A 12,148-nucleotide genomic window follows, 5' to 3' on the forward strand; every position below is an offset into this window, starting at 1 on the left:
AACGGCGAAGGCCGTAAAACCGATATTATCGAGTGGAAACAATGCCCAAAGACAATATAACTTGCCGCAACAGCGCATTCTCGACATGCCGTGTGCATTTCGCCACAGTGTGTGGCGCAGATCCTTGCACCAGACGTCAGAAATTACACATTCATACCAATATGTCAGGCGATCAGCGCGCGCCGGCCCACGCTGCCAGGTCGGCGGCGACCTCGCTGACGACCGCTTCCCAGTCGCCGGGCCGGGCCTGGCGGTATAGCCGCAGCACGCCTGGATACCAGGGCGAATCGCGGCGCTCTTCCATCCAGCGCCAGTCCGGATGCACGGCCGGCAGCAGCACCCAGCATGGCTTGCCCAGCGCCCCGGCCACGTGAGCCACGGCGGTGTCGACGCAGATCACCAGGTCGAGCGCGGCGACGATGGCGGCGGTATCGCCGAAGTCCGCGATGTCGGGGCCCAGGTCGGCCAGGTGGGCCGGCAGCGCTTCTCCAGTTCCCGTATCGGCCCCCATGCCGCGCTGCAGGCTGGCGAAGCCCACTCCCGGCACCCGCCACAACGGCGCAAGACAGTCCAGGCCGGGCAGCGAGCGGTTGGCGTCGTTGACGTGGCCGCCGAAGCCGCGCCAGACGAGGCCGACCCGCAGCGCGCCGGCCGCATTCCCACCTTCCTCCAACCGCTGCTCCAACCGAACCCGCCAGTGCGCGACGCGGGCCGGATCGGGCGCCAGGTAGGGCAGCACGGCCGGTATCGTGGCCAGCGAGGTGCGCGCATGCATGGGAAGGCTCAGCAACAAGACCCAGGCATCGTGGGGCGGCAGCGCGCCGGCCTGGCCGAGGCCCACGACGGCGTCGGCGCCCTCCACCGCCGCCAGCAGCGGCAGCAAGGCGTCCTGGCACACCAGCGTGACCCGGCCCGCGCCGGCCTTCTTCAGCAGCGGCAGGTAGCGCACGAACTGCACCGTGTCGCCGAAGCCCTGCTCGGGCCACACCACGATGCTGCGGCCGTCCAGCGGCTCGCCCTGCCATTGCGGGCAGGCGAGCCGTGGCCGCCGTGCGATCGGACGCGCCAGCGCAGGGTCGTGGCGCGCCTCCATCCACGGCCAGCCCTCGTCCAGGCGGCCGCGCGCGAGCAACAGGAAGCCAAGGTTCCAGCGCGCTTCCGGGTAATCGGGATCGGCGCCGATGGCGCGCCGGTACGATTCCTCGGCCTCCTGCGGCCGCCCTTCGCGCTGCAGCAGCGCGCCGAGATTGTTCAGGGTGCGCGCGTTATGGGGGGCCAGTGCCAGCGCGGCGCGGTAGATCGCCTCGGCGTCGGGTGCACGGTGCTGGTACTGGCAGGCATTGCCCAGCGAGTTGAGCCCTTCCGGATCCTGCGGGCGCAGCGCCACGTACTCGCGCAGCGCGGCTTCGGCCTCCGGCAGGCGCCGCTGCGCCGTATACAGCAGGCCCAGGTTGTGCCAGGCCTCGGCATAGGCCGGGCGCAGTTGCAGCGCGCGCCGGTAGTGTCCTTCGGCCGGGCCGGCATGCCCGGCGCCCGCGTACAGCGCCGCCAGGTTGTTGTGCAGTTCGGGATTGTCCGGCTGCAGCGCCAGCGCCCCCAGGTAGCGCGGCTCGGCCTCGGCGCGCCGGCCCTGCCGCTGCAGCGCATCGGCCTGCTCTTGCAGCAGGATGCGCAGGTTGTCGCGGCAGGCCGCATGGCCGGGCTCCAGCGCCAGGGCCAGGCGCCAGCGGCGCTCGGCCTCGACCGGCTGGCCCAGCGCCAGTGCGCAGGCGGCGGCCAGGTTCAGGGCGTCGACATTGGCCGCCGGGCCGTCCAGCAGGCCATCGACCGCGGCCAGCGCCGGCCCGTATTCGCCATGCCGGTACCGGGCGATGGCGGCATCGATGCGGTGGCCGGTCGACGGCAAGTCAGGATCAGCCACGCAGCAGGCGCCAGGTGGCGAAGCCGGCCGCGCACAGCAGCAGCGCGCCGAACAGGTGCAGCGCCGTGTGCGCCAATGCCCAGCCGATTTCGCCGCGCTGGAGCAGGGTCAGCGACTCGCCCGAGAAGCTGGAAAAGGTGGTCAGGCCGCCCAGGAAGCCGGTGACGATGAACAGGCGCCACTCGGGCGCAAGGTGCGGCTGGGCGGCGAAGCAGCCGAGCGCCAGGCCGACCAGGTAGCCGCCCAGCAGGTTGGCGGCCAGCGTCCCGACCTGCACGAAGCCGTGCAGCCCGCCCAGCCACAGGCCGAAGCCCCAGCGCAGCCAGGCCCCGAGCGCCGCGCCCAGGCCGACCGCCGCGAAGCCCAGCGGCGTCGCTAGCGCGCCCACTTTGCCCTGGCCTCGTCGTCGCTGGTGCGGGCGTCGACCCAGCGCGCGCCGTCCGGCGTCTGTTCTTTCTTCCAGAACGGCGCCTCGGTCTTGAGGTAGTCCATGATGAACTCGCAGGCCGCGAACGCGTCGCCCCGGTGCGCAGCGCTGCAGGCCACCAGCACGATCTGGTCCAGCGGCGCCAGCGGGCCGACGCGGTGCACGACCAGGGTGCCGTACAGGGGCCAGCGGGCGCGGGCGCGCTCCGCGATGTCCGCGAGCGCGCTCTCGGTCATGCCCGGATAGTGTTCCAGCTCCATCGCCGACACCCGGGCGCCGTCGTTCAGGTCGCGCACGGTACCGACGAACGACACCACGGCGCCGATGCGCGCATCGCCGGCGCGCAGGCGCGCCACTTCGGCGCCGAGGTCGAAGTCCCCGGTTTGTACCCGCACCTCGTTCATGGGTGGTCCTTCGGCTGGCGCAGCAGCAGGTGCTCGATGCGCGTCTCGGTGCGCACATCGAGCAGGGCCGGCAGCGCCAGCAGCGAGCGCAGTTCGGCCGTCTGCGCCCCCGGCTTGCGGCCCGACTTGAGGGAGCTTTGCAGCACCTCGACCTGCAGGCGCAGGCGCTCGCGCGCGAATTCGGCGCCGCTGTCGATGCCGGCCGCGATTTCGAGCCGCAGCAAGTCGCTCAGCAGGCGTTCGCGGTTGTCTTCCAGCTGGCGCAGGTAGGCGGCGCGTTCGCCCTCGAGCGCCGCCAGGGCGGCGTCGAAGCGTGCTTGCAGGACCGGCTCGTAGCCGCCGTCCAGCGGCAGCAGCGCGTCCCAGCGCGCGCGCCAGTCGGCGGCCTGGGTGTGGGCGTCGGGATTGGCCAGCGCCGTCTCGAGCCCTTGCACCAGGCGCAGCTTGTCGCGCACGGCGCCGGCCAGCGCCGTGTCCTGGGCGCGGCGCGCGGCGTCGGCATGCTGCTGGATCTGTGCGATCGCCGCCTGGTAGCGCTTGTCGATGCGCGCCTCGTGGGCGCGCGGCACCGGGCCGATCGCCTGCCATTCGGCGGCCGCCTCGCGCAGCAGCTTGCCGACATTGGCCGGCGTGGCGTCCGGCGCGGCCGCCTCGAGCCGCGCGCACAGGGCTTCCTTGGCCGTCTCGTGGGCGCGGCGCTCGCTGTCGGCCGCGTGCGCGTGTTCCTTGCGCGCCGCGAACAGCGCGTCGCAGGCGCCGCGGAAGCGCTGCCACAGCGCCTGCTCGGCCTTGCGCTCGAGCGGCAGCGCGCGCGCATGTTCCTGCCAGCGCGCCTGCAACTCGCGCAGCAGGTCGACCGCATGGCGCTCGTGCGGATCGAGCTTGCCCACTTCTTCGATCAGCTGCTCGCGCACCGCGATCTCGACCTTGCGCTGGTTTTCGAGCGGCCGCTGCAAGGTGGTCAGCGCCTCGGCAAATTCGGTATCCAGGCGCTTTTTCTCCTTGCGGTCGACCGCGCCCAGGTGGCTCCACGCGGTGCGCAGGCGCTGCACGGTGGCGGACACGTGCTTCCAGTCGGCCGCGTCGGCCTGCACGCGCTCGACCTCGGCCCGGGCTTCCTCGACCAGGGCCTGGCCGCGCGCGGCGTTCGCGTGGCGTTCGTCGGCCAAATGTCGGAAGTGGGCGGCGGCCGGCGCATAGGCGGCGCTGCAGGCGGCGTCGAAGCGTTCCCACAGGCTGCGCGGGGCCGGGCCGGACAGGCTGTCCAGCGCCTTCCAGCGCTCGCGCATGCTGCCCACCTTCTTGGCCAGTTCGGCCATCGCCAGGCCCTGGGCCGGCAGCGCCTCGACGGTCTTGATGAGTTCTTCGCGCGAGACATTGCCGCCCCAGCGCGCCCAGTCCGACAGCCGCTTGAGCTCGGCGCGCAGGTGGGCCAGGTGGTCGGCCTGCTGCGCGTTCAGGCGCATGCCCTTGTCCTTGGCTTCCTTCAGCGCCTTGTCGAGTTCGGCCGCGGTGCCGAGCGAACCCTGTTGCAGGGCGGCTTCGAGGGCGTCCAGGTTGTCGAGGAAGGCCTGGTCGGCGCCGTGGGTGGATCGACGGGCGCCGTCCCTGGCGCCGTCCTTGGCGCCGTCCTTGCTGCCCTCCTTCGCGGCGGCCGGCGCAGCCTTCGGCTTCGCTTCTTGCCGGGCCTCCTGCGGCAGTGCCGCGCGCAGCGCATCGAAGCGCGCCTGCAGGGCGGCGCCGGCGGCATTCGCCGGCAGGGCCGGCAGGCGCGCCCATTCCCTGCGCAGCGTGTCGTGCGCGAGTTCGGCCGGGGCCTGGGCTTCCCATGCGCCCAGGGCCGCTTCACGGGCGGCGAGCGCCGCCTGGTCGTGCTCGAGCGTCGCCAGGCTGGCGGTCAGGCGCGCGTGTTCGGTCGCGAATTCGGCCACCAGCGCGCGCGGCAGCGAGGCATGGCCCGGATCGACCAGGGCCGTCTCTTGCTCTTGCTGGAGCGCGGCCAGCGCGGCCGCGTCGAGCCCGGCCGTCTCGAGCTGGCGCAAGGCGGCCAGGCGGTCGATCATGGCGCGCTGCAGCGCCACCTGCGAAGCCAGGCGATTGCCGAGCTCGGCGCGGACGGCGTCGAATTCGGCCGCCAGTTCGGGCGCGCGGATCACCGACCATTTGCGGTCCAGTTCGGCGACGTGGTTCGGGGTCAGCAGGGCGTCGCCCAGCAGCGCCCTGGCCTGGGCCAGCGCGTCCTGGCCGCGGCGCAGTTCGGATTCGTGGTGGCGGATCGCATCCAGCCGGCCCTGGGCCAGCTTGGCGACGCGGCGGTCGACGTTGCGCATCGCCGCATGCACGCGTTCGAGGTGCGCGCGCTCATGGACCAGTTCGGCTGCGGCAAGACGCAGTTCGGAAAATTCCGATTTAAGGATGAAGTCGACGGCGGCCGCCTGGTCGGCGCACAGTTGCGCCAGCTGCGCGGCCTGGCGCTCGCGGGCCTGGGCCAGCGCCGCGCGGGCCTCGAGCGCCGGCGCCGGCGCTGGAGTGGACGTCGTCTTGCCCGACTTGCCTGCGCCTGGCCTGGCGCTGCCGTCGGCCGCCGCGGGGGACTTCGCCGCTGGCTTGTCGCCGGACGCGGCCGCTTTCGTGCCCTGCCGCTTGAATAGGAATTCGAACATGATGAAATCGCACTTCCAAAACTCCCATCATAGCAAAATCCTCGGCACCGATCGGCATGCCTGTCCCATCCGCCCCTGTTTAGTTTACGGCTGGCAAGGCGAGATTTTGCCTTGACGAAAGTTCAGGAGACGGCATGCCGCCCGGTGTGCCCACGCCGACGCTCCGGTTCTCGTTCTGGTGCGCATCGTGCGCCAGCATCTGGTTGGCGATCGCGAACCAGGTCTCGCCCGGGATCATGGCGCGGGCCAGCGGCAGCAGCTCGCGCTCTTCGCGGTCGAGGCGGTCGAGCAGCAGCTCGCAGCAGCGCTCGAGCGCCGCCAGGCAGCCGGGATCGCCGTCCAGCGCCGCCGCCTGGGCCGCCTGGCGCGCCTCGAGCGCCTGCCGGCTCAGGGCGTCGAGCTCGGCCACCAGCCGGGCGGCATCCTCGCCGCGCCGGCGCAGCGCCGGCAGCACGAACTTGTCGAGCTTGCGCCAGTGGCAGGATTCGCTGGCCTGGCGCAGCGCCTCGCACGCCTGTTCGTACTGGCGCAGGGAGGGCGGCTCGCCCCACCAGGCCCCGGGCCGCCAGCGTTCGAGCAGGGCCTGCACCTCGATCCGCGCGCGCGCCTGCTCGACGGACAAGGCGACCAGCGTATAGGTGGATGTCAGCATGCTGTCTCCTCTAGGTTGCTCCTCCGGCGCGCGTGGACGAGCCACGCCTGGGGCGGTCGGGGATGCTTTATAAGGGGTAGCCGGCTATTGGTTTGTTATGACGCCGGCCAACGGGAATCTCGTAGTTTAGAGAGAAGGAGGTCGGCGGGTTTGACCTTGGTCAAACCCGATTTCACGATGCGAGCGAGGTCAGGCCGGTTGAATTTCCCATACCAAATGTACTTGGGACATGCTAGCGCCCTCGCCCAGCCGTTCGCTGGCGGGCCGGCGCCCGGCTGCGTTATAGTAGGCGCCGGCTTTACCTTCGAACCTGCTCATTTCACTCGTCATTTCTCCATGCGGCTGCTGCACACTTCCGACTGGCACCTGGGCCAGACCCTGCACAATCACGACCGGACCTACGAACACCAGTGCTTCCTCGACTGGCTGGCCGACACGCTGGACGAAGAGCGCATCGACGTGCTCCTGGTCGCGGGCGACATCTTCGATACCGCCAATCCGTCGTCCAGCGCCCAGCGCCAGTTCTACCGCTTCCTGCAGCAGGCGCGCACCCGCGTGCCGCACCTGCAGGTAGTAGTCATCGCCGGCAACCACGATTCGCCGGGCCGGCTGGAAGCGCCGACGCCGCTGCTGGAAGCCCATGGGACAATCGTGGTCGGCAATGTGCTGCGCCGCGGCGACGGCGAGATCGACCTCGAGCGCCTGCTGGTGCCGCTGCGCGACCGCGACGGCGAGATCGCGGCCTGGTGCCTGGCCGTGCCCTTCCTGCGTCCGGGCGACCTGCCGCGCCTGGCCACCCTTGAGGGCGACGAAGCGGCCGAAGCGGCGCCGCGGGATCCCTACCTGCACGGCACCGCCCTGCTCTACCGCCAGGCGCATGCGCTGGCGCGCGAGCGCGCCGGCGCCCGCCAGCCCATCGTCGCCATGGGCCACTGCCATATGGCGCACAGCCAGCCATCCGACGACTCCGAGCGCCGCATCGTGATCGGCGGCAGCGAGGCGCTGCCGGTCAGCCTGTTCGACCCGAGCATCGCCTACGCCGCCCTGGGCCACCTGCACCTGGCCCAGCGCATCGGCGGCCTGGAACACGTGCGCTATTGCGGCAGCCCGCTGCCGCTGTCGTTCTCCGAAGTCGGCTACCGGCACCAGGTGCTGCGCATCGATCTCGCGGACGGCAAGGTGGACGCCATCACACCGCTCTTCATCCCGCGCCCGGTCCAATTGCTGCGGGTGCCGGCCGCGCCCGCGCCGCTCGAAGACGCGCTGGCGGCGCTGGCAGCGCTGGAGCTCGACCCCGACCTGCCGCCGCAGGCCTGGCCCTATCTCGAGGTGCGGGTGCTGCTGGACGGCCCCGAGCCGGGCCTGCGCAGCCGGGTCGAAGAGGCGCTTGCCGGCAAGCCGGTGCGCCTGGCCAAGATCGAGCCGACCCGCAGGCTGGTGGCTGCGGCTGACGAACCGGAAGCCCTGAGCCTGGACCAGTTGGCCCAGCTGCAACCGGACGACATCTTCCGCCGACTGTGGCGCCAGAAGTATGGCGACGAGGCCCCGCCCGAGCAGCTCGACGCCTTCGCCGAACTGTTCCACGCCGTGGAAGGAGAGACGCGATGAAGATCCTGAGCATCAGGGGCAAGAACCTGGCCTCGCTGGCGGGCGAATTCGCGGTCGATTTCGAATCCGGCCCGCTGGCGTCGAGCGGCCTGTTCGCCATCAGCGGCCCGACCGGCGCGGGCAAGAGCACCCTGCTCGACGCCCTGTGCCTGGCGCTGTACGGCGATACGCCGCGCCTGTTGAAGCGCTCCGGCACCCGGCTGCCGGACGTCGGCGACGAGACGGTGACGGCGCAGGACCCGCGCACCCTGCTGCGCCGCGGCGCCGCCGAGGGCTGGGCCGAAGTCGACTTCGTCGGCAGCGACGATGGCCGCTACCGCGCGCGCTGGGCCGTGCGCCGTTCGCGCAACAAGCCCGGCGGCGCGCTGCAGCCGGTGAAGATCACGCTGCACCGCCTGCCCGAAATGGCCCCGCTGGGCGGCACCAATACCGAGGCCGGCGCCGAGATCGTCCAGCGCATCGGCCTGTCGTTCGACCAGTTTACGCGCGCCGTGCTGCTGGCGCAGAACGAGTTCTCGGCTTTCCTCAAGTCCGACGAGAACGAGCGCGGCGAGCTGCTGGAAACGCTGACCGGCTCCACCATCTACAGCGAGCTGTCGCGCCGCGCCTTCGAGCGCTACAAGCTCGAACAGCAGCGCACCGAGCTGCTGAAGGCGAAGCTGGCCGACGCGGCGCCGCTGGCCCCGGACGAACGCGCCGCGCTCGACCTCGAACGCGCCGCCGCCGACACCGCGCGCACCGCGCTGGACCAGCGCCACGCCCTGTTCGAGGCGCAGCTGCGCTGGCACCAGGAACAGGACAAGCTCCAGCGCGCCGAAACCGAGGCCGAAGCCGCGCTGGCGACGGCCAATGCGCAGCGCCTCGAGGCCGGCGAACGCCGCCAGCGCCTGGCCACGCTGGAAGCGGTGCAGCCGGCGCGCCCGCTGGCGCTCGACGTGCAGCGACTGGAAGCCGAACGACGGCAGGCCCATTCCTCGGTCGCCGGGTTCGAGGCCGCGCTGGCGGCGGCGCTGGAAGCCGGCCGCGCCAGCAGCGCCGACGTGGACGCCGCCATCGCCCGCCTCGACGCCGCCGAGGAAGGCTTGCGCAGCGCCGCTCCGCAGCTGGACCAGGCCAAGGCGCTCGATGCGGCGCTCGACACCCTGGCCCCCGGCCATGCCCAGGCCCGCTCCGCCCTCGACGCGGCGCGCCAGCAGGCGCGCGAGACGCGCGCCCTGCACCAGGCCAAGCTCGACGAACTGGCCCGCGCCCGCGCCCTGCGCGACGCGGCCGTTACCTGGCTGGCAAACCAGGCGCGGCACGACGCCGTGGCCACCGGCTGGCCGCAGTGGGAACGGCTGCTGCGCCAGGCCGGGCAGGCGCAGGACGCCTTCGCCGCGGGCAGCGCTGCGCTGGAGTCGACCCGCACCGCGGCCGACCAGGCGGCCGGACGCGATGCCCAGGCCGCCGCCGCGCTGGCCCAGGCCATCGAACGGTTTGAAGCGCTCGAGGCGCAGCGGCGCGCGGCGATGGCGGCGCTCGAGGCCTTCGACGCCGAGGCGATCGGCGCCGAACGGCTGCGGCTGGAGACCCGCCGCGAACGGCTCGCGGCTGCGCAGCGCAACTGGCGCGAGCTGGCGACGGCGCGCGAGGCGCTGGCCGGCATTGCGAACGAAACCGGGCGCCTGGATGCCGCGGCGGCCGGCACCGCTGGTATGCCAGCATTGTTGTCGACACCGATGCGTCATTCTTTCCGCCTGCCGAAAACCAAGGCGCGGTGGGAGTCGACCTGGGTGTCACGGCACTGGCTACGTTGTCAACCGGTGAAACCTTTGTCGGACCGAAGGCATTGAAATCGGCCCTGGTGCGGGTGAAGCGCCTGGCACGCAGCCTGTCGCGCAAGGTAAAAGGTTCCCGCAATTACGCCAAGGCGAAGATGAGGCTCGCCCGCCTGTATGCCGGGTCGCCGGACCGCAGGATCGCCGACATACGCCGTGACGGCCTGCACAAGCTGACCACGTCAATCAGCCGGCGATTCCAGATCATCGGNATTACGCCAAGGCGAAGATGAGGCTCGCCCGCCTGTATGCCGGGTCGCCGGACCGCAGGATCGCCGACATACGCCGTGACGGCCTGCACAAGCTGACCACGTCAATCAGCCGGCGATTCCAGATCATCGGGATCGAGGATCTGAACGTTAAGGGCATGCTTGGGAACCGATGTCTGGCACGCTCGATCGCCGACATGAGCTTCGGTGAGTTGCGCCGACAGCTGGAGTACAAGGCGGCGTGGCGCGGTGGGCAGATCGTCGTGGTCGATCGCTGGTATCCCAGCAGTAAGACGTGCTCATGCTGCGGCCATCGGCTCGATGTGCTCGACCTACACCTGCGCCAATGGCGCTTTCCCGACTCTGACACCCTCCAAGACCTCGACGAGAACGCGGCAAATAACCTGAGAAATATGGCGGTGAGTTCCACCGTCACTGCCTGCTGAGGGGAAGGCGCTGGCCTTGCGCGTGAAGCGCAAGGTGAAACCGGCCCCGGCGAAGCAGGAATCCAGCAGCAAAGTTAACTATGAATAGCTTTGCGTAAGTTTGGAGGAACGGTGCCAGCAGTTGCGCTTACACCTTGCGCACAAACTCCGTCTTCAGGCTCATGGCGCCGAAGCCGTCGATCTTGCAGTCGATGTCGTGGTCGGCATCGACCAGGCGGATATTCTTGACCTTGGTGCCTTGCTTGATCACACCGCCCGAGCCCTTGGGCTTGAGGTCCTTGATCACGGTGACGGTGTCGCCATCCTGGAGGATATTGCCTGAAGCGTCTTTATAGACACGTGCGCTGTCGCCGGCAGCGGCAGGGGCCTGGACCGGCCACTCGTGGGCGCATTCCGGGCAAACATATTGGCCGGTGCCGTCTTCATAGGTGTAGGCCGACTGGCATTGGGGGCAGGGTGGAAGTGTGTGCATGGCTGGCCTGGGAGTGCAAAAACGCATCCGGAGGCACCGTTTTCTGAATCGTGGAGTCCCGGCGACATCGCACCATCGACAAGGATTGAGAGTTCGTTGCTCTACCGGCTGAACTATCAGATTGAAAGAAAGATCATATACGGGCCTAGCCAATCTCACAAGTGCATTGCGGCAAGTCGCGTCGACGAAAAATCGAACGGAGCGAGCGGTCTCAGGTAGCGCGGAAGTGTCCGTTCCGCTTGAACAGCTCGGATGCCTGCAGCAGTACCTCTTGCATCCCGGGCTCGAGGGCGGTGTGACAGCCGTCTTCAACGATGCGCAGCGCAGCACCCGGCCACATGCCGGCCACCCGAAAGGCCGTCAGCGGCACGCTGAGCGTATCGTGCCGCCCCTGGATCACGATGGCAGGCAGGTGGGCGATGCGGTGCATATTCCGCAGCAAGTGACCCTCTTCAAAAAAGCCGCCGTTGCGGAAATAGTGGGCCTCCAGGCGCGCCAGATTGATGGCCAGCGCATCCGGAAGCGGCGAATCCGAGGTTACGGCGCCGCGCAGCGAAGCACGCGCCACCTCGAAACGGCTCCAGCGCCGCGCTGCGGGGAGATACGTCGCCTCGTCGTCGCACAGTAGCCGGCGGGCATAGGCGCCCAGCAGATCTCCCCGCTCTTCAGCAGGGATCGGACTAGCCAGCTCCGCATACAGCTCGGGATGGAACAGTCGCGCTCCCTCGAAAAACCAGGCGATCTCCTCGCGCGTGCACAGGAACGGGCTGCGCAGGATGAAGCCCTGGCAGCTTGCCGGATGCGCCTGCCCATAGGCCAGCGCCAGGGTGGCGCCCCACGAACCACCAAATACCAGCCATTGCTCGATGCCGAGCAGCGCACGCAGCGCTTCGATATCGGCCACCAGCAGGGGCGTGGTATTGGCGCGCCATTCGCCGGGCGGCGTCGATTTGCCCGCGCCGCGCTGGTCGAACTGCACGATGCGGTAATGATCCGGGTCAAAGAACTGCCTCCATATGGGCGAACTCCCGGCACCTGGCCCGCCATGCAGCACCAGTACCGGCGCGCCGTGCGGATTGCCGGATTCCTCCCAATAAATGGAGTGAAGCGCGTCGACTGGCAGCATGCCATGGCGGTACGGTTCGGGCGGAGGGTGGTTAGCAGTAGGCCGAAACATGCTTAAGAATGTTCAATCCTGCGTGATTTGAGTAGGTCTCGACCCTTTATCGCCATCGGCAGCTGCACCTGGTTGCCGGCGAAGATGTTGGTAGCGGGTTCCACTGTCGCCGCCTGTGAAGAACAAGACGCTGGCATGGACCGGAAACCCGAAAATGCTGCGCGCAATGCAAAACGCCGATCTACTATGGATCGGCGTTTCGTCAAGTATGTTCTTGGTGGCCCGGGGCGGAATCGAACCACCGACACAAGGATTTTCAATCCTCTGCTCTACCAACTGAGCTACCAGGCCAAGAGAGGCACGATTATAGCCAGCGATTTTCGGTTGCGCAAGTACTTGTTGAAGCATTGTT

General features: G+C 69.5%; 11 protein-coding genes and 1 tRNA gene. 4 read left to right on the forward strand and 8 right to left on the reverse strand.

Going from position 1 to position 12,148, the window contains the following annotated elements; genetic code table 11:
* Window positions 1-172: 172 nt before the first annotated feature.
* From Q9246_RS25650 to Q9246_RS25670, 5 genes are all read right to left on the reverse strand, one after another.
* Window positions 173-1,921, reverse strand: a complete 1,749-nt coding sequence (locus tag Q9246_RS25650; protein ID WP_306394200.1) for a tetratricopeptide repeat protein — start codon at window positions 1,919-1,921, stop codon at window positions 173-175.
* Window positions 1,914-2,309 carry a fluoride efflux transporter CrcB gene (crcB, locus tag Q9246_RS25655; RefSeq protein WP_306394202.1) on the reverse strand — a complete coding sequence of 132 codons (396 nt, stop codon included), beginning with the start codon at window positions 2,307-2,309 and terminating at the stop codon, window positions 1,914-1,916. The genes Q9246_RS25650 and crcB overlap by 8 nt, the downstream gene beginning before the upstream one ends.
* Window positions 2,297-2,752 (reverse strand): molybdopterin synthase catalytic subunit MoaE, encoded by a 456-nt coding sequence (moaE, locus tag Q9246_RS25660; RefSeq protein ID WP_306394203.1) that lies wholly within the window; start codon window positions 2,750-2,752, stop codon window positions 2,297-2,299. The genes crcB and moaE overlap by 13 nt, the downstream gene beginning before the upstream one ends.
* Window positions 2,749-5,415 (reverse strand): DUF349 domain-containing protein, encoded by a 2,667-nt coding sequence (locus Q9246_RS25665; protein ID WP_306394205.1) that lies wholly within the window; start codon window positions 5,413-5,415, stop codon window positions 2,749-2,751. Before Q9246_RS25665 ends, moaE begins: the two co-directional genes overlap by 4 nt.
* Before the next feature lie 79 nt (window positions 5,416-5,494).
* Window positions 5,495-6,067 (reverse strand): hypothetical protein, encoded by a 573-nt coding sequence (locus Q9246_RS25670; protein WP_306394206.1) that lies wholly within the window; start codon window positions 6,065-6,067, stop codon window positions 5,495-5,497.
* Window positions 6,068-6,403: 336 nt separating this feature from the next.
* On the opposite strand from Q9246_RS25670, the gene Q9246_RS25675 reads away from it, so the two are divergent.
* From Q9246_RS25675 to Q9246_RS25690, 4 genes are all read left to right on the forward strand, one after another.
* Window positions 6,404-7,675 carry an exonuclease SbcCD subunit D C-terminal domain-containing protein gene (locus tag Q9246_RS25675; protein WP_306394207.1) on the forward strand — a complete coding sequence of 424 codons (1,272 nt, stop codon included), beginning with the start codon at window positions 6,404-6,406 and terminating at the stop codon, window positions 7,673-7,675.
* Window positions 7,672-9,507, forward strand: a complete 1,836-nt coding sequence (locus tag Q9246_RS25680) for an AAA family ATPase (protein WP_306394208.1) — start codon at window positions 7,672-7,674, stop codon at window positions 9,505-9,507. The genes Q9246_RS25675 and Q9246_RS25680 overlap by 4 nt, the downstream gene beginning before the upstream one ends.
* Complete coding sequence (locus Q9246_RS25685; protein WP_306394210.1) at window positions 9,432-9,725, forward strand: transposase; 294 nt, start codon at window positions 9,432-9,434, stop codon at window positions 9,723-9,725. Before Q9246_RS25680 ends, Q9246_RS25685 begins: the two co-directional genes overlap by 76 nt.
* Complete coding sequence (locus Q9246_RS25690; RefSeq protein ID WP_306394212.1) at window positions 9,722-10,147, forward strand: RNA-guided endonuclease TnpB family protein; 426 nt, start codon at window positions 9,722-9,724, stop codon at window positions 10,145-10,147. The genes Q9246_RS25685 and Q9246_RS25690 overlap by 4 nt, the downstream gene beginning before the upstream one ends.
* 127 nt (window positions 10,148-10,274) lie before the next feature.
* Here Q9246_RS25690 and Q9246_RS25695 read toward each other — a convergent pair whose 3' ends face one another.
* The 3 genes from Q9246_RS25695 to Q9246_RS25705 form a co-directional block, all read right to left on the reverse strand.
* The gene (locus Q9246_RS25695) at window positions 10,275-10,619 is read right to left on the reverse strand and encodes a zinc ribbon domain-containing protein YjdM (RefSeq protein ID WP_306394213.1); all 345 of its coding nucleotides are present in this window, start codon (window positions 10,617-10,619) and stop codon (window positions 10,275-10,277) included.
* A 211-nt stretch (window positions 10,620-10,830) separates the two neighbouring features.
* Window positions 10,831-11,796: a prolyl aminopeptidase gene (gene pip / locus Q9246_RS25700; protein ID WP_306394215.1), complete on the reverse strand. Its 966-nt coding sequence runs from the start codon at window positions 11,794-11,796 to the stop codon at window positions 10,831-10,833.
* Window positions 11,797-12,011: 215 nt separating this feature from the next.
* Window positions 12,012-12,087: transfer RNA gene (locus Q9246_RS25705), tRNA-Phe, on the reverse strand.
* Window positions 12,088-12,148 lie beyond the last annotated feature (61 nt).

It is taken from the genome of Telluria beijingensis (genome assembly GCF_030770395.1).
GTDB lineage: Bacteria > Pseudomonadota > Gammaproteobacteria > Burkholderiales > Burkholderiaceae_D > Telluria > Telluria beijingensis.

What these genes read in the sequence shown, in the direction of transcription:
- moaE (WP_306394203.1), bottom strand. Translation starts at nt 2,752, where the DNA reads ATGAACGAGGTGCGGGTACAAACCGGGGACTTCGACCTCGGCGCCGAA.
- Q9246_RS25665 (WP_306394205.1), bottom strand. Translation starts at nt 5,415, where the DNA reads ATGTTCGAATTCCTATTCAAGCGGCAGGGCACGAAAGCGGCCGCGTCC.
- Q9246_RS25670 (WP_306394206.1), bottom strand. Translation starts at nt 6,067, where the DNA reads ATGCTGACATCCACCTATACGCTGGTCGCCTTGTCCGTCGAGCAGGCG.
- Q9246_RS25675 (WP_306394207.1), top strand. Translation starts at nt 6,404, where the DNA reads ATGCGGCTGCTGCACACTTCCGACTGGCACCTGGGCCAGACCCTGCAC.
- Q9246_RS25680 (WP_306394208.1), top strand. Translation starts at nt 7,672, where the DNA reads ATGAAGATCCTGAGCATCAGGGGCAAGAACCTGGCCTCGCTGGCGGGC.
- Q9246_RS25690 (WP_306394212.1), top strand. Translation starts at nt 9,722, where the DNA reads ATGAGGCTCGCCCGCCTGTATGCCGGGTCGCCGGACCGCAGGATCGCC.
- Q9246_RS25695 (WP_306394213.1), bottom strand. Translation starts at nt 10,619, where the DNA reads ATGCACACACTTCCACCCTGCCCCCAATGCCAGTCGGCCTACACCTAT.
- pip (WP_306394215.1), bottom strand. Translation starts at nt 11,796, where the DNA reads ATGTTTCGGCCTACTGCTAACCACCCTCCGCCCGAACCGTACCGCCAT.